Here is a 19,351-nt window from a genome sequence, read left to right as displayed (position 1 = left end):
CAAGATCCCCGCCGTTTCTTGCGGCGCCCGGACTTTCTGCCCAGCCAGGAGACGTCACGCATGCTCGCAGTGCCTTTGCCTGACAGCAGCACCCTCGAAGAATCGTCTTCCGGCGCGCTCGTGCGCGATCTGCGCCGCGTGCCCATTCACCCCGATCACTGGTATCCGCTCGCGTGGTCGCGCGAGCTCAAGCGCGGCAAGACGCTCGGCGTGCGCTTCGCCGGCGATCCGATCGTGCTCGTGCGCACCGAATCGGGCGCCGTGTACGCGCTCGAAGATCGTTGCGCGCACCGCCAGGTGCCGCTGCATGCTGGCGTCGTGAGCGGCGAAACGCTGCGCTGCTGCTATCACGGCTGGACCTACGCGTGCGACAGCGGCCGCTGCGTCGACGTGCCCTACCTCGGCCGCGAGCGTTTGCCGAACGGCGTGCGCGCGTATCCGTGCCGCGAAGCGCACGGGCTGATCTTCGTGTTCCCCGGCGACGCGACGCTCGCCGACACGCGGCCGTTCCCCGCGCTCGAATCGGCGGACAACCCCGCGTACAAGACCCGCCGCTTCGGCCGCGAGGTCAAGTGCCACTACTCGTTCATGCACGAGAACCTGATGGACATGAACCATCAGTTCCTGCATCGCAAGCAGATGGGGCAGATGCGCGCGCGCTCGGTGGGCCGTCGCCGCGGCGACGACTGGGTCGAGGTCGACTACACGTTCGCGCGGATGGAAGGCAAGCAGCCGGTCGGCGAGGCGCTCGTGTTCGGCGCGAGCAAGAAGCCGGCCGACCAGTCCGACAAGAGCGTGATGACGGTGCGCACCGGCTACCCGTACCAGACGCTGCGGATCCGTTCGAGCGAAGGCACGCTCGTGATGGACCTGTGGATCGTCTACGTGCCGCTCGACGCCGAGCAACGCACCAACCGCACGTTCGGACTGCTGTCGATCCACAAGCCCGGCATCCCGTTCGCGCTCGATCTCGCGTGGCCGCTGCTCGTCTGGTTCACCGAGCGCATCTTCCGCGAGGATCGCTGGATCGTCGAGCGCGAGCAGGAAGCGCACGATCGCCAGGGCGCCGACTGGAACCACGAGGTGTTTCCGGTCATCAACGAACTGCGCGACCTGCTGCGCCAATGCGGCGGCCGCACCGTGATCCCGATCCGCGAAGCACGCGACGGCGCGTAATACGCGCGGCGCGCCGCACGACCGCGCAGGCTCGCCGCGGCGCGCTCCGCTACAACCGGAACGCGCCCGGCAGCAACGCGTGTGCCGTCGTGACCTCGACATCGCCTTTCAGGTTGCCCAGGATCACTTCGATGTCGGGCATGCCGATCTCGATGATCACCTGACGGCACGCGCCGCATGGCGCGATCGGGCCGTCCGTGTCGCCGACGACCGCGAGCCGCGCGAAGTCCCCCGGACGATAGCCGGCGGCGATGGCCGAAAACATCGCCGTGCGCTCCGCGCAATTGCACAGTCCGTAGGACGCGTTCTCGACGTTGCAGCCGCGAAAGATCGTCCCGTCGCGCGCCTGCAGCGCCGCGCCGACCTTGAAGCGCGAATACGGCGCATACGCGCGTTCGCGCGCCGCCTTTGCCTGTTCGAGCAATTCGTCTCGTTCCATCTCGATGATGCCTCCGGTGGTGTGCCGGGATGCATCGACGCAGCCGCATCCCGGCGCGCACGATACATCCCGTGATGTGAAGCGGCCGCCGACGCCCGCACGCACCCGCCGTGCCGGCACCGGCGGCCGGTCAGCCGATCCGCTGGTAAATGGTCGGCGGCGCATCGCCCGTTTCGCCCAGCACGTAGCTGCGCTGGACCGCGTCCACCGCGCGCGCCGCCGCGGCGGCGTCGCTGGCGTGCACGCAACCGAGCGGTTGGCCGGCCTCGACGCGCTGCCCGATCTCCGCGAGCGCGGACAGGCCGACACGGGTGTCGATCGCATCCGCCGCGCGCGTGCGGCCACCGCCGAGCGCGACGACCGCCAGCCCGAGCGCACGGCAATCGACCCGCTGCACGACGCCGCTCGCGCGCGCCGGAACCGGCACGATCACCGCCGCCCGCGCGAGATGACGCCCAGGCGCATCGATCAGGTCCGCGGGGCCGCCGAGCGCCACGACCATTCTCGCGAAGCGTTCCGCCGCCGCGCCCGAGTCGAGCGCCTGTTGCAGCATCGCGCGCGCCTGCGCGGCATCGCCTGCCAGCCCGCCGGTGACGAGCAACTGTGCCGACAGCGCCATCGTCACTTCATGCAGCCGGGCCGGACGCGACTTGCCGGTCAGGTAGTCGATCGCGCACGCCACTTCGAGCGCATTGCCCGCGCACGGTGCGAGCGACTGGTTCATGTCGGTGAGGATCGCGGTCGTCTTCATGCCGGCGCCGTTGCCGACGTCGACGATGCTGCGGGCCAGTTCCGCCGATTGCTCGACGGTCGGCATGAACGCACCGGAGCCGACCTTGACGTCCATCACGAGCCCGTCGAGTCCTGCCGCGAGCTTCTTCGACAGGATCGACGCGGTGATCATCGCGACCGACTCGACGGTCGCCGTCACGTCGCGAATCGCATAGATGCGCTTGTCGGCCGGCGCCAGCCGCGCGGTCTGCCCGATGATCGCGACGCCGGCGTCGCGCACCGTGCGGCGAAACGCATCCGTATCGGGCGTCACGTCATAGCCGGGGATCGCGCTGAGCTTGTCGAGCGTTCCGCCGGTGTGGCCGAGCCCGCGCCCCGAGATCATCGGCACGTAGCCGCCGCACGCGGCCACCATCGGCCCGAGCATCAGCGACACGACGTCGCCGACGCCGCCGGTCGAATGCTTGTCGATCACGGGTCCGCCGAGATCGAGCGCGCGCCAGTCGAGCACGTCGCCCGAGTCGCGCTGCGCAAGCGTCAGCGCGACGCGTTCGTCGACGCTCAGGTCGTTGAAATACACGGCCATCGCGAATGCCGCCACCTGGCCCTCGGTCACGCTGCCGTCGGTCACGCCACGCACGAACGCGGCAATCTCGTCGCGATCGAGCGGCTGCCGGTCGCGCTTCTTGCGGATGAATTCCTGCGGTAGAAACATCGTTGCATCTCCTCGTTCGGTCAGTGGCCGCTGCACGGTCAATGCAGGGAGAAGAACAGGCCGGCAATCGCGGCGCTCATCAGGTTCGACAGTGTCGCGGCCGTCAGCGCACGCAAGCCGTGCCGGGCGACTTCCGACCGACGCTCCGGCGCGACCGCGCTGAAGCCGCCCGCGAGAATGGCGATCGACGAGAAGTTCGCGAAGCCGCACAGCGCGAACGACACGATCGCGAGCGTCTTCGGGTCAAGCACTTGCAGGCCGGCCGCCGCGACGTGCTCGCTGCCCTTCAGGTACGGCGACAGGTCGCCGTACGCGACGAACTCGTTGAAGATCAGTTTCTCGCCGATGAAGTTGCCGGCCAGCGCCGCGTCGTGCCACGGCACGCCGATGATCCACGCAAGCGGCGCGAACAGGTGGCCGAGGATGCCCAGCAGCGTGACCTGCGGAAAGCCCGCGAACGCAGCCACGCCGCCGACGATGAGGTTCATCAGCGCGATGAGCCCCACGAACGCGATCAGCATCGCGCCGACGTTGATCGCGATTCGCAGTCCGACCGACGCGCCGGACGCCGCCGCCTCGATCACGTTGGCGGCCCGCTTGTCGTCGAAATCGAGACCGTCGACCACGACACGGCTCGGCTCGACGGTCGGAAACAGCAGCTTGCCGAACAGCAGCCCGCCCGGCACCGCCATGAACGACGCGGCGAGCAGATACTCCATCTTCACGCCGAGGCCGGCATAGCCGACCAGCACCGAGCCCGCGACCGACGCCATGCCGCTCGCCATCACCGTGAAGATCTCGGCGCTCGTCATGTTCCGCACGAACGGCTTCACGAGCGCGGGCATCTCGCTTTGCCCGAGGAAGATCGTCGCGACGGCCGAGCACGCCTCGATACGGCTCACGCCGAGCACTTTCGCCAGCCCGGCGCCGAGGATCGCGACAATCCACTTCATCACGCCGACGTAGTACAGCACCGCGATCAGCGCGGTGACGAAGATGATCATCGGCAGCACGCGCAGGCCGAATACGAACCCGCCGTCGCCGAACAACTGGAACATCCGGCTGTCGACCAGCCCGCCGAACACGAACGCGATGCCGTGGTTGCCCATGTCGAGCACGCGATTGACGCCGTTCGCGGCCGCTGCCAGCGCCGCGCGGCCGGACGGCACGAACAGCACCAGCGCACCGATCGCGAACTGCGTGAGCAGCGCGGCGATCAGGGTTCGGCCGCTCACCGCGCGCCGGTTGTTCGACAGCAGATAGGCAACCAGCAGCAGGAACAACATACCCAGGAGACTGCGCAGAATATCCACCTTGTGCTCCTTTCTCTCAATGTTATTGATCTGTCCCGCACGCCGCCGGGAACGTTCGTGCAACGCTGTCGGTGGATATTACCCGGTCGGCACGCTCAAATGCATGCGGGGCGTGCCGTGCGAACGGACACGCCCCGCGCGACACGCGTCGCTCAGCCCGCGCGCTCGACCGGATGCGGTTCGCGTAGCCGGTTCGCAATGCGCGCGGCCTCGTAGTAGCCGGCCGCAGGCGGGCGTTTCAGATAGCGGCCCGCGCCGCGCACCGCGCGCAGGTCGCCGTCGGCCCACGCGAGCGCGCCGCGCGTGAGCGTGTGCGTTGCGACGCCCTGCACCGTCATCCCCTCGAACACGTTGAAATCGACCTGCTGGTGGTGGGTCTTCACCGAGATCGTCTTCGTCGCGGCCGGATCCCACACGACGAGGTCGGCGTCGGCGCCCACCTGCACGGCGCCCTTGCGCGGATACAGGTTGAAGATCTGCGCGGCGTTCGTCGACGTGATCCGCACGAACTCGTTCGGCGTGATGCGGCCGTGATTCACGCCGTGATGCCACAGCACCGACATGCGATCCTCGACGCCGCCGCAGCCGTTCGGAATCCTCGTGAAATCGTCGCGGCCCATCGTCTTCTGCGACGCGCAGAACACGCAGTGATCGGTCGCCGTCGTATGCAGCTGCCCCGCCTGCAGCCCGCGCCACAGCGCCTCGCGATGCTCGGCCGAGCGGAACGGCGGGCTCATCACGTGCGCGGCCGCCCGCGTCCAGTCCGGGTCGCGATAGACGGCCTCGTCGATCACCAGATGGCCCGGCAGCACTTCGCCGAACACGCGCAGCCCTTCGCTGCGCGCGCGCGTGATCGCGTCGACCGCATCCTTCGACGATACGTGCACGATATACACGGGCACGCCGAGCACCTGCGCGATGCGGATCGCGCGGTTCGCGGCCTCGCCTTCGACTTCCGGCGGCCGCGACAGCGGATGCGCCTCCGGCCCCGTCATGCCGCGCGCGAGCAGCGCCTGCTGCAGCCGGAACACGAGCTCGCCGTTCTCCGCGTGCACGGTCGGCAGCGCGCCGAGTTCGAGCGAACGCGAGAAGCTGTTCACGAGGATCTCGTCGTCGGCCATGATCGCGTTCTTGTACGCCATGAAGTGCTTGAAGCTCGACACGCCGTGCTCGCGCACGAGCGTGCCCATGTCGCGATGCACGCTCTCGTCCCACCACGTCACCGCCACGTGGAAGCCGTAGTCGGCCGCCGCCTTCTCGGCCCAGCCGCGCCATTCGCGGAACGCGTCCATCAGCGGCTGCTTCGGGCTCGGGATCACGAAGTCGATGATGCTCGTCGTGCCGCCCGACAGCCCGGCGGCCGTGCCCGAGTAGAAATCGTCGCTCGCGGTCGTGCCCATGAACGGCAGTTCCATGTGCGTATGCGGATCGATGCCGCCCGGCATCACGTACTGGTCGTGCGCGTCGACGACGCTCGCGCCGGCCGGCGCGTCGATCTTCTCGGCGATCTGCAGGATCGTGCCGCCATCCTGCGGATCCGCGCAGAGCACGTCCGCGCGATAGGAGCGGTCCGCATCGACCACGGTGCCGCCGCGAATCAGGATTGCCATTTGGTTGCCTCCTCGTTGACTGTCGGGTGCCGCATGCGGCGCTCGGGTCACATGCACAGCACGCGTCATGCGCTCGCGATCTGCGCGCGCTGTCCGGCGCGCCACTTCATCCAGGTGCCGTACACGCCCGACGCCAGCACGAGGCCGACGAACCACGCGTACGTGTAAAGCGTGTTGAAGAACGCCGGCACGTTTGGAAACGACGCCGGAAATGCCGTGTGCAGGAAGCCGGGCAGGTTCGGCAGCACGCCGACCGCGAGCGCGGCCAGCGCGGCCGGGTTCCAGCCGCGCGCGTAGCTGAAGCCGCCGCGCTCGTCGAACAGCGCGCGCGTGTCGAGCTGCGTGCCGCGAATCAGGAAGTAGTCGACCATCATGATGCCCGCGACGGGCCCGAGCAGCGCCGAATAACCGACGAGCCAGGTGAAGATATAACCGTCCGTCGTCGCGAGGATCTTCCACGGCATCATCACGATCGCGATCGTCGCGGTGATCATCCCGCCCGTGCGGTACGAGATGGCCTTCGGCCACAGGCTCGAGAAGTCGTACGCGGGGCCGACGAGATTCGCGGCGAGGTTGCAGCACATCGTGTCGAGCGTGAGGATCACGAGCGCGATGCCCACGCCGATGCCCGTCATCCGGCTCGTCAGGTCGATCGGGTCCCAGATCGCGTTGCCGTAGATCACGACCGTCGCCGACGTCACGACGACCGACACCACCGACAGCAGCGCCATCGGCAGCGGCAGCCCGATCGACTGCCCGATCATCTGGTCGCGCTGCGAATGCGCGAAGCGCGTGAAATCGGGAATGTTCAGCGCGAGCGTCGCCCAGAAGCCGACCATCGCGGTCAGGCCCGGCCAGAAGGTCGCCCAGAACAGCCCGGCCTTCTTGCCGCCCGCCGCGAACTGCGACGGCGCCGACAGCATCGAACCGAAGCCGCCCGCCTTCGACGTCGCCCACCATACGAGCGCCACGCACATCACGACCTTGATCGGCGCGGACCAGCTTTCGAGCCAGCGGATCGAATCGGTGCCGTGCAGGATGAAGTAGATCTGCAGCGCCCAGAACACGAGGAAGCACGCGAACTGCCCGAACGAGATGCCGACTATCGGCAGCGCCGCGCCGTGCAGCGCGTTGCCGGTCAGGATGTTCAGCAGCGTGTAGATCGCGCTGCCGCCGAGCCAGGTCTGGATGCCGTACCAGCCGCACGCGACGATCGCGCGCAAGAGCGCCGGCAGCTTCGCACCCTGCGTGCCGAACGACGCGCGCACGAGCACCGCGTACGGAATCCCGTGCTTCGCGCCCGCATGGCCGATCAGCAGCATCGGCACGAGCACGATCAGGTTGCCGAGCAGCACGGTCATCACCGCCTGCCACGGCGACATGCCTTCCTGGATCAGCCCGGCCGCGAGCATGTACGACGCGATGTTCATCACCATCCCGACCCACAGCGCCGCGAAGTGATACCACTTCCACGTGCGCTGCGCCGGCGTCGTCGGCGCGAGGTCGTCGTTGTACAGGCTGCCGCCCGGCGCCGCGGCGCTGTCGGGTTCGGCGGGGGTCGCTGCTGGCTTCATCGGAGGCACTCCACGTAAACGTCAGCGCCGGCATCGCGCGATGCCGGCTCACGGAAACGAAAAACGGCGGCGCCGGATCTCGCGCGCCGCCGGACGCAGGTCAGGCCGCCTTCGCGTGCTTCTCGGGCGCCGCCGGGCTCGCCCCCGCATCGGTGCGCGCCGGATTGTTCGGATGCGTGGTCCAGTTCGCGTACTCGCCCGAGTCGACGCGCTCCATCGTGATGCATTGCTCGACCGGACACACGTGCATGCAAAGATTGCACCCGACGCACGCCGAATCGATCACTTCGAAGTGCCGCACGCCGTCCTTCTCGCGCGTGATCGCCTGGTGCGACGTGTCCTCGCACGCGATATGGCACAGCCCGCACTGGATGCAGCGGTCCTGGTCGATGCGCGCCTTGATGTCGTACTTCAGGTTCAGGTATTTCCAGTCGGTCACGTTCGGCACCGCGCGGCCGCGCACGTCGTCGAGCGTCGCGTAGCCCTTCTCGTCCATCCAGTTCGACAGGCCGTCGGCGAGATCCGACACGATCCGGAAGCCGTAATGCATCGCCGCGGTGCACACCTGCACGCTGCCGGCGCCGAGCACGATGAATTCGGCCGCGTCGCGCCACGTCGAGATGCCGCCGATGCCCGAGATCGGCAGGTTCGGCGTTTCCGGATCGCGTGCGATTTCCGCGACCATGTTCAGCGCGATCGGCTTGACCGCCGGACCGCAATAGCCGCCGTGCGTGCCCTTGCCGTCGACGGTCGGCATCGGCGCCATGTGGTCGAGATCGACCGCGACGATCGAGTTGATCGTGTTGATCAACGACACGCCGTCGGCACCGCCCTTGTACGCGGCGCGCGACCCCATCCGGATGTCGCTGATGTTCGGCGTGAGCTTCACGAGGCACGGCAGCTTCGTGCCTTCCTTGACCCAGCGCGTGACCATCTCGACATATTCGGGCACCTGCCCCACGGCCGCACCCATCCCACGCTCGCTCATCCCGTGCGGGCAGCCGAAGTTCAGCTCGACCGCGTCGGCGCCCGTATCCTCGACGAGCGGCAGGATCCATTTCCAGTCGCGCTCGTTGCACGGCACCATCAGCGATACGATCAGCGCGCGGTCCGGCCAGTCGCGCTTGACCTGCGCGATCTCTCTCAGGTTCACGTCGAGCGGACGGTCGGTGATCAGCTCGATGTTGTTCAGCCCCGCGATGCGCTGGCCGTTCCACTGCACGGCGCCGTAGCGCGAACTGACGTTGACGACGTGCGGATCGAGCCCCAGCGTCTTCCACACGACGCCGCCCCAGCCCGCCTCGAATGCGCGGTTGACGTTGTAGGCCTTGTCGGTCGGCGGCGCGGACGCGAGCCAGAAGGGATTCGGCGAAGTGATGCCCGCGATGGTGCAGCGAAGGTCGGCCATGTTCGGCTCCGTGAGAGTGGGGTCGTTGTCGTGGAGTGGATGCGTGCGCGGGCGCTTATGCCGCCTTCGCGTCGCGCAGCGCGAGCGCCGCGTCGATCGACGCGGCCGCGCGCTTGCCGTCCTGCACGGCCTGCACCGTGAGGTCGATGCCGTCCGTCGCCGCGCAATCGCCGCCGGCCCACACGTCGGGCAGTGCCGTGCGCCCGTCCGCGTCCACCGCGATGCGCGCGCCGTCCGTCGTCAGCAACGCGGCCGCGATGCCGTCGGGCACCAGCGTCTGGCCGATCGCCTTCAGCACCATGTCCGCATCGACGGTGAAGCGCTCGCCCGATGCCGCTTCAAACTCGACGCCCGTCACCTGCCCGTTCGCGCCCGCGATGCGCACCGGCTTCGCGTGCGTGACGAGCGTGACGCCGCTCTTCTGCGCGAACTCGCGCTCGGCCCACGTCGCGCTCATCGCATCCACACCGCGCCGGTAAACCATCGTCACGCGCTCGGCGCCGAGCTTGCGGCTCTGCACGGCCGCATCGATGGCCGTATTGCCGCCGCCGATCACGACCACGCGCCGCCCGACCGGCACGCTCTCCAGCCCGTCGGCCTGCCGCACCTGCTCGATGAAGTCGACCGCGTTCATCACGCCGGCCAGTTGCTCGCCGTCGATCGCAAGCGCGCGCACGCCGCCGAGGCCCATCGCGAGAAACACCGCGTCATGCTGCTCGCGCAGCGTGTCGAGCGTCATGTCGCGTCCGAGCGCAACACCCGTTTTCAGCGTGATGCCGCCGACCGACAGCAGCCATCCGACTTCACGCTGCGCGAAATCGTCGACCGTCTTGTACGCGGCGATCCCGTATTCGTTGAGACCGCCGGCCTTCTGGCGCGCGTCGAACAGCGTCACGCGGTGCCCGGCGAGCGCGAGCCGGTGCGCGCACGCGAGCCCGGCCGGCCCCGCGCCGACCACCGCGACATGGCGGCCCGTATCGGGCGCACGCGTAAAACGTACCGCCCCGGTTGCCATCGCCCAGTCGGTCGCGTGCCGCTGCAGCGCGCCGATCGCGACCGGCTGCGCATCCTGATGGTTGCGCACGCATGCGCCTTCGCACAGGATCTCGGTCGGGCACACGCGTGCGCACATGCCGCCGAGCGGATTCGCGGACAGGATGTCGGTCGCGGCGCCTTTCAGGTTGCCGTTGCCGATCTTGCGGATGAAGCTCGGGATGTCGATCTGCGTCGGGCACGCCTGTACGCACGGCGCGTCGTAGCAGTAGTGACAGCGGCTGGCAGCGGCCGCCGCCGCAGTCGGATCGAGCAGCGGCGCGATATCGGCGAATTCGCACGAGAGTTGCGTGGACGACAGGCGATGCGCGGCGATATCGCCGGTTGGCTTGGTGGTCATACGCGTTCCTTCGACTGGGTGGAGACAAAGCCGTCCCCGCCGGCTGCGAATGCACAGTCGGGGCGGTCATGCTGAGGAATCCTGCGGTCAGGCGATGCGCGGCCTGCCGGCTGCTACGGTCGATTCGTCATGAAGCCGGCTCGCATGCGCGCGACAGCATCGCGTGCAGCAGCACATTCGCGCCGGCCTCGATCCACGCGGGCGTCGCGTCCTCGATCTCGTTGTGGCTGATGCCGTCGACACACGGCACGAACACCATCGACGTCGGCGCGACCTGCGCCAGATAACATGCGTCATGCCCTGCACCCGACACGATGTCGCGGTGCGAGTAGCCGAAGCGATCGGCCGCGTCACGCACGGCCGCCACGCACGCCGCATCGAATGCGACGGGCTTGTAGTAGAAAATCTGCTCGAGTTCCGTTTCGAGCCCGATGCCGGCCGCAATGCGCGCGACGCCGTCGCGCAGCGCGGCGTCCATCTTCGCGAGCACGGCGTCGTCCGGATGACGGAAATCGACGGTGAAGAACACGCGGCCCGGAATCACGTTGCGCGAGTTCGGATGGACCTGCATCATGCCGACCGTCGCGCAGCCGAACGGCGCATGATCGAGGCCGATCCGGTTGACGAGATCGACCACGCGCGACGCGCCGAGCAGCGCGTCGCGGCGGCGCGGCATCGGCGTCGGTCCCGCATGCGCCTCCTGGCCGGTGAACGTGATCTCGTACCAGCGCTGCCCCTGCGCATCGGTCACGACGCCGATCGTCTTGCACTCCGCTTCGAGAATCGGCCCCTGCTCGATATGCAGTTCGAACGCCGCGTGCAGCTTGCGTCCGCCGCACGGCACGTCGCCCGCGTAGCCGATGCGCGCCAGCTCCTCGCCGATCGTCTTGCCGTCGACGTCCTTGCGCGACAGCCCGTATTCGAGCGGGAACACGCCCGCAAACACACCGGACGCGACCATCGCGGGCGCGAAGCGCGAGCCCTCCTCGTTGGTCCAGATCACGACCTCGACCGGATGCTCGGTCTCGATCCCGTGATCGTTGAGACTGCGAATCACCTCGAGGCCGCCGAGCACGCCGTAGATGCCGTCGAAGCGGCCGCCCGTCGGCTGCGAATCCGCGTGCGAGCCCGTGACGACCGGCGCCGCGTCCGCCACGCGGCCCGCGCGGCGCATGAACACGTTGCCCATCGTATCGACCGTCACCGCGCAGCCGGCGGCCTTCGCCCAGCCGACGATCAGGTCGCGGCCGGCCTTGTCGAGATCGGTCAGCGCGAGGCGGCACACGCCGCCTTTCGGCGTCGCGCCGATCTTCGCGACTTCCATCAGGCTGTCCCACAACCGCTTGCCGTCGACCTTGATCGACGGGTCGAAGACCGGCCGCTTCACTGTTTCCGATACCGCGTTCATTCGCATCGCTCCTGTGGGGTAGGTGATGTCGTCGGACCGGTCTGCGCCGGTGCGTGCAATACCTGTTTCGGGGCATACCCGCCCGTGCGCGGTGCATGTCCCGGTCGTGCGCGAAGTTCGTCCGACGAATTGCCGGAACCGCATTGCGCTGCTCGTCGAATCCTGTCCGATTGGACAGGTTTTAGACGATCAAAATGACCAAGGCAATGTCTTTCTTTCGTGGTTCGATAGAGCGAGAAACGTGCCATCGCAACGCAGCATCGCTGCGGATGCGCAGTGTCCGCACGCGTGCGTCCGACACGAATCAGCGGCTAGAATGAAGCCCAACGCGGCATGCCCGCCGCGCGAGGGTAACGATGAGACATGACGAGGCGGCAGCCGAAGCGACCGACAGCGAAGAAACGTCCGCGCCTTTGCGGCGACGCAAGGCGCACATCCGCGAGTCCAACGAAGCGCATCTGCTCGCCTGTGCGGAAGCCGTGTTCGCGGAGCGCGGGCTCGACGGCGCGAGCACCGCGATGATCGCGGAACGCGCCGGCCTGCCGAAGGCAAACGTGCACTACTACTTCCCGACGAAGCTCGCGCTGTACCGCCGCGTGCTCGACGACCTGTTCGAGGACTGGCATCGCGCGGCCGGCTCGTTCGAGGCAAGCGACGATCCGGTGGAAGCGATCGGCGGCTACGTGCGCGCGAAGATGGATCTGTCGCGGCGGCGCCCGCTCGGCTCGAAGGTCTGGGCCAACGAGATCATCCATGGCGCGGAGCACATGCATGACATCCTGTCGCAACGCGTGAAGCCGTGGTTCGACACGCGCGTGAAGGTGATCGACGGCTGGATCGCGCGCGGGCTGCTCGCGCCGATCGACGCGCATGCGCTGATGTACCTGATCTGGGCGACCACGCAGCACTATGCGGATTTCGATGCGCAGATCCGCGCGCTGAGCGGCAAGCGCGCGTTCACGCGGAAGGCGTTCGACGAGAAGACCGAGCAGGTCGTGCAGCTCGTGATACGCGCATGCGGGGCCGTGTCGCCGAACACGAAGCCGTAGCGCAACCACGCGAGCCGCCGAATAAAAAACGGGCGACGAGCACCACGCAGGCGTTTCCTGCGCGATACCCGTCGCCCGCGTCGCAGCGTGCGTGTTATGCGCTACACGTTACGCGATGCGCTCGATCGCGATGGCCGTCGCCTCGCCGCCGCCGATGCACAGCGACGCGACGCCGCGTTTCAGGCCATACGTTTCGAGCGCGGCCAGCAGCGTCACCATCACGCGCGCGCCCGATGCGCCGATCGGATGTCCGAGCGCGCACGCGCCGCCGTGCACGTTGACCTTCTCGTGCGGCAGGTCGAGATCGCGCATCGCGGCCATCGGCACCACCGCGAACGCTTCGTTGATCTCGAACAGATCGACGTCGCGCAGGTTCCAGCCGGTTTTCTCCGACAGCTTGCGCAGTGCGCCGACCGGCGCGGTCGCGAACAGGCCCGGCTTGTCTGCGTAAGTCGAATGCCCGACGATCACGGCCTTCGGCGTGAGGCCCAGGCGCTCCGCTTCCGAGCGGCGCATCATCACCAGCGCCGCCGCACCGTCCGAGATCGACGATGCGTTCGCTGCCGTCACCGTGCCGCCTTCGCGGAATGCCGGTTTCAGCGTCGGGATCTTGTCGAGCTTCGCCTTGCCCGGCTGCTCGTCGATCGACACGACTGCTTCGGTCTTGCCGGCCTTCACGGTCACCGGCGCGATCTCCGACACGAAATGCCCTTCGGCGATCGCGCGTTGCGCGCGCGTCAGCGACGCGATCGCAAACGCATCCTGCGCTTCGCGCGTGAACTGGTACGCCTGCGCGCAATCCTCGGCGAACGTGCCCATCAAGCGGCCTTTGTCATACGCGTCCTCGAGCCCGTCGAGGAACATGTGGTCGAGCACCTGGCCGTGGCCCATCCGCATCCCCGCGCGCGCTTTCGGCAGCAGGTACGGCGCATTCGTCATGCTTTCCATCCCGCCCGCAACGGCCACGCCCGCCGAGCCTGCCAGCAGCAGGTCGTGCACGAACATCGCGGCCTTCATCCCGGAGCCGCACATCTTGTTGACCGTGGTCGCGCCCGCCGCGAGCGGCAGCCCGGCCTTCAGCGCGGCCTGCCGCGCCGGCGCCTGGCCCTGCCCGGCCGGCAGCACGCAGCCGAACACGATTTCATCGATACGCTCGGCCGGCACGTTCGCGCGCTCGAGCGCCGCGCGAATCGCTACCGCACCGAGCTCGCTCGCGCTAGCCGCAGCCAGGTCGCCCTGAAAACCACCCATCGGCGTACGCGCCATACCAACGATTACGATCGGATCCTGATTCGCCATGATTCGTTTCCTCCAGTGTCAGCGCGGTGCCATGCGCAACGCGCCATCGAGACGGATGACTTCGCCGTTCAGCATCGTGTTCTCGGCGATGTGGCGCACCAGCGCCGCAAATTCTTCCGGGCGGCCGAGCCGCGGCGGGAACGGCACGCTCTTGCCGAGCGCGTCCTGCACGTCCTGCGGCATGCCGGCCATCATCGGCGTCGCGAAGATGCCGGGCGCGACCGTCACGACACGAATACCGAACCGCGCGAGTTCGCGCGCGATCGGCAGCGTCATGCCCACCACGCCGCTCTTCGACGCCGCATACGCGGCCTGCCCGATCTGCCCGTCGAACGCCGCGACCGACGCGGTGTTGACGATCACGCCGCGCTCGCCTTCCGCGTCGGCATCCTGCTTCGACATCGCTTCGGCGGCCAGCCGGATCATGTTGAACGTGCCGACGAGATTGATCGACACAGCGCGCGCGAAACGGTCGAGCGAGTGCGGACCGTCGCGGCCGACGACCTTCTCGCCGGGTGCGACGCCCGCGCAGTTGACGAGCGCGTCGATGCGGCCGAACGCGTCGCGCGCGGCGGCCACGGCTGCGTGCCCGTCGGCTTCGCTCGTCACGTCGGTCTTCACGAAGCGCGCGGCCGCGCCGAGTTCGTGCGCGAGGCTCGCACCGGCATCGTCATTGACATCCAGCAGCACGGCCTTGCCGCCTTCCGCGACGACCATGCGCGCTACCGCGGCACCAAGGCCCGAACCGGCGCCCGTAATCAAAAAAACGCGATCCTTGATATTCATTAGCAATCCGTATTCAGGGTTGAGCGGCCTTCTCGGCTTCCATCTTGCGCAACACGAAGCGCTGGATCTTGCCGCTCGGGGTTTTCGGCAGCGCGTCGACGAAGTCGATCGCGCGAGGATAGGCGTGGGCGGACAGCCGCCGCTTCACGTGCTGGCTCAGTTCCTCGGCCAGCGCCGACGTGCCGTCGAAGCCCTTCGACAGCACGACGAACGCCTTGACGATCTCCGTGCGCTCCGGATCCGGCACGCCGATCACGGCGGCTTCGCTGACGGCAGGATGCTCGATCAGCGCGCTTTCCACGTCGAACGGGCCGATCCGGTAGCCGGACGACGTGATCACGTCGTCCGCGCGACCGATGAAGCTCACGGTGCCGTCCGGCTCCAGCTCGACGTTGTCGCCGGTCCGGTAGTAGCCACCCGCGATCGCCGGCGTGTCCTGCTGCCAGTAGCCGTGGAACCACAGCAGCGGCGAGCGCGCGATGTCGATCGCGAGGTTGCCCGGCTCGCCGGGGCCGAGCTCGTGGCTCGCTTCGTCGAGCACCGCGACGCGATAACCGGGCATCGCGAAGCCGGCCGAGCCGGCGTGCACGACGTGTGCGAGGCCGTGGTGATTGTTCACGACCATCCCGAGTTCGGTCTGGCCGTAGTGATCGTAGATCGGTGCATCGAGCGCCGCGTCGAACCAGCGCACGACTTCCGGATTCAGCGGCTCGCCCGCGCTGCTGACCACGCGCAGCTTGCCCTTCACGCGCGCCGCCGCTTCCGGACCGGCCGCCATCAGCATCCGGTACGCGGTCGGCGAGCCGGCGAGGCTCGTGATGCCGAGCCGTTCGATCACGTCGTACGTGCTGTCGACCGTGAAGCCACCCTCGTAGAGCGTCGTCGCGTGGCCCAGCAGCAGCGGACCCGTGATCGCGTAATAGAGGCCGTACGCCCAGCCCGGATCGGCGATGTTCCAGAACCGGTCGCCTTCGCGCAGGTCGACCGCGTCGCGCATGTACGCGCCGAACGCGAGCAGCGCGCGCAGCGGCACCGGCACGCCCTTCGGCAGGCCCGTCGTGCCCGACGTCGACATCATCATGAACAGATCCGTACCCTTGCGCAGCACCGGCTCGAACGTGTCGGGCTGAGCGTCCAGCGCCGCGCGGAAATCGATGTCGCGTTCCGGCAGCGCGTCGCCCGGCTCGCGCACCGTCGCGACCGGCGGGCAACCGGCGATCTCGTCGAGCTTCGCGCGATTCGCGACGTTGGTCACGACCAGGCGCGCGTCGCTCATCCGCAGCCGGTGCTCGATCGCCTTCGGGCCGAACGCAGTGAACAGCGGCTGATAGACGGCGCCCGCGCGCCACGTGCCGAGGATCGTCGCGACGAGCTCGGGCGTGCGCGGCAACAGGCCAGCCACCACGTCGCCCGGCTTCACGCCTTGCGCGACCAGCAGGTTCGCCACGCGTGCCGACAGCGCCCGCATCTGCGCGAACGTGAAGCGGCGGTGCTGCCCGCCCGCATCGATCCAGTCGAGCGCGATCGCGTCCGCCGATGCGTGCCGGTCGCAGCATTCGACACATGCGTTCAGGCCGCGCTCCAGGTCGCCGTGCAGATGCGCGGCGGCGGTCTCGATACTAAACCGGGCCACGGCGTCGGCGTAAGCCGGCACCGCCCGGGCGGTTGCTCCATCAGGCATGCGTGTCTCCTGTGCGTTATGGCCGCCGACGAGCCAGCGGCGCGACGGGGATACATCGATAGTAGACAGCCGTCACATTGCAATCAATGACAAACAGAATCTAGAATCGTGATCGCTTTTGCCATGTCGGGAGGACACAGGAAAATGGGGCCGCAGATGATTTCGCCGGATTTCGTCGACGACGCGCTCGCGTGCCTGCGCCGGCAACGCATCGCGACGGCGCCCGTGCTGCGCGCCGCGGGCCTGCCGGCCATCGTGTGCGAGCCCGTCACGCCGCAACAATACGGCCGCCTGTGGCTCGCGATCGCCGGCACGATCGACGACGAATTCTTCGGGCTCGCCGCGCGTCCGATGCGGCAAGGCAGCTTCAAGCTGCTGTGCCACGCGGTGCTGCATGCCGGCACGCTCGACAAGGCGCTGCGGCGGGCGCTGCAGTTCCTGCGCGTGGTGCTCGACGAGCCGCACGGCGAGCTCGTCGTGGCCGACGGGCAGGCGCAGATCGTGCTGACGCAATCGGGCGCGCCGTATCCGGCATTCGCGTACCGGACGTTCTGGCTGATCCTGCTCGGCGTCGCGTGCTGGCTGACCGGCCGGCGCATCCCGCTGCAGCGCATCGATTTCGCGTGCCCGAGCCCCGACCAGCGCAGCGACTATCAGCAGTTCTTCGGCGTGCCCGTGCATTTCGACCGCCCCGACAGCCGGCTCGCGTTCAACGCCGCCTATCTCGCACTGCCGACGATCCGCTCCGCGCAGGCGCTGAAGACTTTCCTGCGCGGAGCGCCCGGCAACCTGCTGGTCCGCTACCGGCACGACACGGGCTGGGTTGCGAAGACGCGCGCGCACCTGAAGGCGCTGCCCGCCGCCGAGTGGCCCGACTTCGATTCGCTGGCTGTGCGCCTCGGCACGACGCCCGCGACGCTGCGGCGGCGTTTGCGCAGTGAAGGACAAAGCTTCGCTGCGATCAAGGACGAGTTGCGCGGCGCGCTGGCCCAGTCGCTGCTGCGCGGGCACGCACTCAGCGTCGCGGAGATCGCGGCCGAGCTCGGCTTCACCGAGCCGAGCGCATTTCATCGCGCATTCCGCAAATGGACGGGCACGAGCCCCGGCGCGTTCCGGCGCGACGTGCATGCGGCGAATCCGGAACCTTGAATCGCACGCCGAGGAGGCGTGTCGTACGTAGCGGATACGGATATCCCGCCACACCACGCTGATACGATGCGAACCTCTTGCTGCCATCCGCGACCGATATGCGACGGCAAACGACCGACAAACCACCACCGCCCCCGCGCCGATACTAGGTTATTTCTATTCATTCGGCCGTCATGCAGTGGGTGCTCCAGCTGCTTCACGATCCCTGTGCCGTTTGTTTGGGTTTGTTTGGGTTTGCTTGGGTTCGTTTGCGTTTGACCGCATCGGTCGCCGGCATCGGCATTCCGGTGCGATGCACCGCGCAACTGCCCGCGGCGCTGCCCGGCGCGACATTGCGCCCCGGTCCTTCCGGCCACATACTGGTCAGCCCGCGCGAACAAGATTGCGTCGATGGTGAGTGTCGATCAGGGTGCCGCATCGTTCTTTGGCGCTATCGGAACTGCCGTGTCTTTGCTGGCAGCGATTCCGTACGCGCTCGCGATCTACCGGCGCACCGTTCGTCCGCATCTGTTCACGTGGCTCGTGTGGTCGGTCGTCACGGCGATCGCGGCCGCCGGCCAGTTCGTCGCGGGTGCGGGGCCCTCCGCGTGGTGCACGGCGGCGATTGCCGTCACGTGCTTCCTGACGTTGGTCGCCAGCATTTTTCGCGGCGAACGCGGCTGGACCGGCATCGACTGGTTTTTCCTGTGCGCAGCCCTTTCGGCCATTCCGCTCTGGATGCTAGCCGACGATCCGACGGTCTCGATCTGCCTGGTCACGCTGATCGAGCTTGCCGGTCTCGGCCCGACCGTCCGCAAGACGATCCGCGATCCGTGGAGCGAGAGCCTCGCGTATTTCGCGCTGTGCGTGCTCAAGTACGCGCTGGCGTTGCTGGCACTGAGCACGTGGAGTATTGCGGTCGCGTTCTATCCGGCCGTCAACATCATCGCGTCGATCGGCATCTGCCTGATCATGCTGGTTCGACGTCAATCGCTGTCGAACGCGCGGTAGGCTCTTGCCGTCGCCGCAGTGTTTGGAACGCGTTGCGTGCTGCAACAGGTCACCGCCGATGAGCGGAACCACAAACCTTCAGAGATGGTGAGAGGTCCCGAGATGGATGCAATCAGTACAGTCATCGAACCCTACGAAACCGCGCTTCGTGCTGCGATGCTGGCCAACGATGTCGACGCGCTCGATGCGTTGCTGGACGACGATCTGGTGTTCACCGTTCCGACCGGCCAGATCATCTCGAAGGAGGACGATCTGTCCACGCATCGCGCGAAGCTGCTGCGTCTCGACAGACTCGATTTCCTCGAAACGCGGGCATGCGAGATCGGCGAGATGATCCTGACCACGACGAAGGCGACACTTGCCGGCCGTTTTGACGGCGCTGCGTTCGACGGCACATTTGCCTATACGCGCCTGTGGCGTCGATCGGATACCGGCTGGCGCGTCGCCGCCGGGCATGCATCGCAGATCATGTAGCCCTCGCTGGATGGGTGAGGGCGAGGGAAGCGGTATAGCTCACCGTGTCGCGCTCGAGAGAATCGAGGCGACCGACACCGACGGTCGTGAATAGGATTGCTGTTGATGCGATGATGGAGCACGCTACCCGTTGCCCGGCCGCCTCGCATTTCCGC

16 protein-coding genes are annotated in these 19,351 nt (G+C 67.8%); 5 read left to right on the top strand and 11 right to left on the bottom strand.

The genetic code is table 11. The annotated features are described in order from the left end of the window. The first annotated feature begins 60 nt into the window (after window positions 1-60). Window positions 61-1,176: an aromatic ring-hydroxylating oxygenase subunit alpha gene (locus ACM6JT_RS16325; protein ID WP_072444024.1), complete on the top strand. Its 1,116-nt coding sequence runs from the start codon at window positions 61-63 to the stop codon at window positions 1,174-1,176. A 49-nt stretch (window positions 1,177-1,225) separates the two neighbouring features. On the opposite strand, the gene ACM6JT_RS16320 is transcribed toward ACM6JT_RS16325, so the two are convergent. The 8 genes from ACM6JT_RS16320 to ACM6JT_RS16285 all read right to left on the bottom strand — a co-directional run bounded on the left by ACM6JT_RS16320 (window position 1,226) and on the right by ACM6JT_RS16285 (window position 11,768). Beyond that, complete coding sequence (locus tag ACM6JT_RS16320) at window positions 1,226-1,615, bottom strand: cytidine deaminase (protein ID WP_105393467.1); 390 nt, start codon at window positions 1,613-1,615, stop codon at window positions 1,226-1,228. 130 nt (window positions 1,616-1,745) lie between these two features. Further along, complete coding sequence (deoA, locus tag ACM6JT_RS16315) at window positions 1,746-3,062, bottom strand: thymidine phosphorylase (RefSeq protein ID WP_414856848.1); 1,317 nt, start codon at window positions 3,060-3,062, stop codon at window positions 1,746-1,748. 38 nt (window positions 3,063-3,100) lie between these two features. Continuing rightward, the gene (locus ACM6JT_RS16310) at window positions 3,101-4,375 is read right to left on the bottom strand and encodes a NupC/NupG family nucleoside CNT transporter (RefSeq protein WP_034184951.1); all 1,275 of its coding nucleotides are present in this window, start codon (window positions 4,373-4,375) and stop codon (window positions 3,101-3,103) included. Window positions 4,376-4,527: 152 nt separating this feature from the next. Then, window positions 4,528-5,985, bottom strand: a complete 1,458-nt coding sequence (hydA, locus tag ACM6JT_RS16305; RefSeq protein WP_414856847.1) for a dihydropyrimidinase — start codon at window positions 5,983-5,985, stop codon at window positions 4,528-4,530. A 65-nt stretch (window positions 5,986-6,050) separates the two neighbouring features. Then, complete coding sequence (locus ACM6JT_RS16300) at window positions 6,051-7,559, bottom strand: NCS1 family nucleobase:cation symporter-1 (protein ID WP_217591151.1); 1,509 nt, start codon at window positions 7,557-7,559, stop codon at window positions 6,051-6,053. Window positions 7,560-7,659: 100 nt separating this feature from the next. After that, window positions 7,660-8,967, bottom strand: a complete 1,308-nt coding sequence (preA, locus tag ACM6JT_RS16295) for an NAD-dependent dihydropyrimidine dehydrogenase subunit PreA (protein ID WP_131947620.1) — start codon at window positions 8,965-8,967, stop codon at window positions 7,660-7,662. 55 nt (window positions 8,968-9,022) lie between these two features. After that, entirely contained in the window at window positions 9,023-10,360 is a 1,338-nt protein-coding gene (locus ACM6JT_RS16290; RefSeq protein ID WP_414856846.1) for an NAD(P)-dependent oxidoreductase, read from the bottom strand. Window positions 10,361-10,487: 127 nt separating this feature from the next. Then, window positions 10,488-11,768, bottom strand: a complete 1,281-nt coding sequence (locus tag ACM6JT_RS16285) for a Zn-dependent hydrolase (RefSeq protein WP_414856845.1) — start codon at window positions 11,766-11,768, stop codon at window positions 10,488-10,490. Between the two features lie 356 nt (window positions 11,769-12,124). On the opposite strand from ACM6JT_RS16285, the gene ACM6JT_RS16280 reads away from it, so the two are divergent. Beyond that, window positions 12,125-12,817, top strand: coding sequence for a TetR/AcrR family transcriptional regulator (locus ACM6JT_RS16280; protein ID WP_414856844.1), 693 nt, complete (start codon window positions 12,125-12,127; stop codon window positions 12,815-12,817). Between the two features lie 108 nt (window positions 12,818-12,925). Here the strand turns inward: ACM6JT_RS16280 and ACM6JT_RS16275 are convergent, their stop codons facing one another. Genes ACM6JT_RS16275 through ACM6JT_RS16265 form a run of 3 tightly spaced genes read right to left on the bottom strand, consistent with a single transcriptional unit; the run spans window position 12,926 to window position 16,583 of the window. Beyond that, on the bottom strand, window positions 12,926-14,116 hold the full coding sequence (locus tag ACM6JT_RS16275; RefSeq protein WP_414856843.1) for an acetyl-CoA C-acetyltransferase: 1,191 nt from the start codon (window positions 14,114-14,116) through the stop codon (window positions 12,926-12,928). Between the two features lie 18 nt (window positions 14,117-14,134). After that, complete coding sequence (locus ACM6JT_RS16270) at window positions 14,135-14,902, bottom strand: 3-hydroxyacyl-CoA dehydrogenase (protein WP_414856842.1); 768 nt, start codon at window positions 14,900-14,902, stop codon at window positions 14,135-14,137. A gap of 13 nt (window positions 14,903-14,915) precedes the next feature. Beyond that, on the bottom strand, window positions 14,916-16,583 hold the full coding sequence (locus tag ACM6JT_RS16265; protein WP_414856841.1) for an acyl-CoA synthetase: 1,668 nt from the start codon (window positions 16,581-16,583) through the stop codon (window positions 14,916-14,918). Window positions 16,584-16,727: 144 nt separating this feature from the next. Between ACM6JT_RS16265 and ACM6JT_RS16260 the strand changes: the two genes are divergently transcribed. The 3 genes from ACM6JT_RS16260 to ACM6JT_RS16250 all read left to right on the top strand — a co-directional run bounded on the left by ACM6JT_RS16260 (window position 16,728) and on the right by ACM6JT_RS16250 (window position 19,196). Beyond that, window positions 16,728-17,732, top strand: coding sequence for an AraC family transcriptional regulator (locus ACM6JT_RS16260; protein WP_105393456.1), 1,005 nt, complete (start codon window positions 16,728-16,730; stop codon window positions 17,730-17,732). Window positions 17,733-18,122: 390 nt separating this feature from the next. Further along, entirely contained in the window at window positions 18,123-18,722 is a 600-nt protein-coding gene (locus tag ACM6JT_RS16255; protein ID WP_414856840.1) for a hypothetical protein, read from the top strand. A gap of 102 nt (window positions 18,723-18,824) precedes the next feature. After that, window positions 18,825-19,196 carry a nuclear transport factor 2 family protein gene (locus ACM6JT_RS16250; RefSeq protein WP_414856881.1) on the top strand — a complete coding sequence of 124 codons (372 nt, stop codon included), beginning with the start codon at window positions 18,825-18,827 and terminating at the stop codon, window positions 19,194-19,196. Window positions 19,197-19,351: the final 155 nt, after the last annotated feature.

The sequence above is a fragment of the Burkholderia sp. IT-111MI5 genome (genome assembly GCF_949752865.1).
GTDB lineage: Bacteria > Pseudomonadota > Gammaproteobacteria > Burkholderiales > Burkholderiaceae > Burkholderia > Burkholderia pyrrocinia_C.
Note: the sequence above shows the minus strand (reverse complement) of the source record. Positions and strands in the feature narration are given on the sequence as shown.

Coding starts and splice junctions, on each gene's coding strand:
- hydA (WP_414856847.1), bottom strand. CDS start 5,985: ATGGCAATCCTGATTCGCGGCGGCACCGTGGTCGATGCGGACCGCTCC.
- ACM6JT_RS16290 (WP_414856846.1), bottom strand. CDS start 10,360: ATGACCACCAAGCCAACCGGCGATATCGCCGCGCATCGCCTGTCGTCC.
- preA (WP_131947620.1), bottom strand. CDS start 8,967: ATGGCCGACCTTCGCTGCACCATCGCGGGCATCACTTCGCCGAATCCC.
- ACM6JT_RS16325 (WP_072444024.1), top strand. CDS start 61: ATGCTCGCAGTGCCTTTGCCTGACAGCAGCACCCTCGAAGAATCGTCT.
- ACM6JT_RS16285 (WP_414856845.1), bottom strand. CDS start 11,768: ATGAACGCGGTATCGGAAACAGTGAAGCGGCCGGTCTTCGACCCGTCG.
- ACM6JT_RS16265 (WP_414856841.1), bottom strand. CDS start 16,583: ATGCCTGATGGAGCAACCGCCCGGGCGGTGCCGGCTTACGCCGACGCC.
- ACM6JT_RS16255 (WP_414856840.1), top strand. CDS start 18,123: ATGGTGAGTGTCGATCAGGGTGCCGCATCGTTCTTTGGCGCTATCGGA.
- ACM6JT_RS16320 (WP_105393467.1), bottom strand. CDS start 1,615: ATGGAACGAGACGAATTGCTCGAACAGGCAAAGGCGGCGCGCGAACGC.
- ACM6JT_RS16275 (WP_414856843.1), bottom strand. CDS start 14,116: ATGGCGAATCAGGATCCGATCGTAATCGTTGGTATGGCGCGTACGCCG.
- ACM6JT_RS16250 (WP_414856881.1), top strand. CDS start 18,825: ATGGATGCAATCAGTACAGTCATCGAACCCTACGAAACCGCGCTTCGT.
- ACM6JT_RS16270 (WP_414856842.1), bottom strand. CDS start 14,902: ATGAATATCAAGGATCGCGTTTTTTTGATTACGGGCGCCGGTTCGGGC.
- ACM6JT_RS16300 (WP_217591151.1), bottom strand. CDS start 7,559: ATGAAGCCAGCAGCGACCCCCGCCGAACCCGACAGCGCCGCGGCGCCG.
- ACM6JT_RS16260 (WP_105393456.1), top strand. CDS start 16,728: ATGGGGCCGCAGATGATTTCGCCGGATTTCGTCGACGACGCGCTCGCG.
- deoA (WP_414856848.1), bottom strand. CDS start 3,062: ATGTTTCTACCGCAGGAATTCATCCGCAAGAAGCGCGACCGGCAGCCG.
- ACM6JT_RS16280 (WP_414856844.1), top strand. CDS start 12,125: ATGAGACATGACGAGGCGGCAGCCGAAGCGACCGACAGCGAAGAAACG.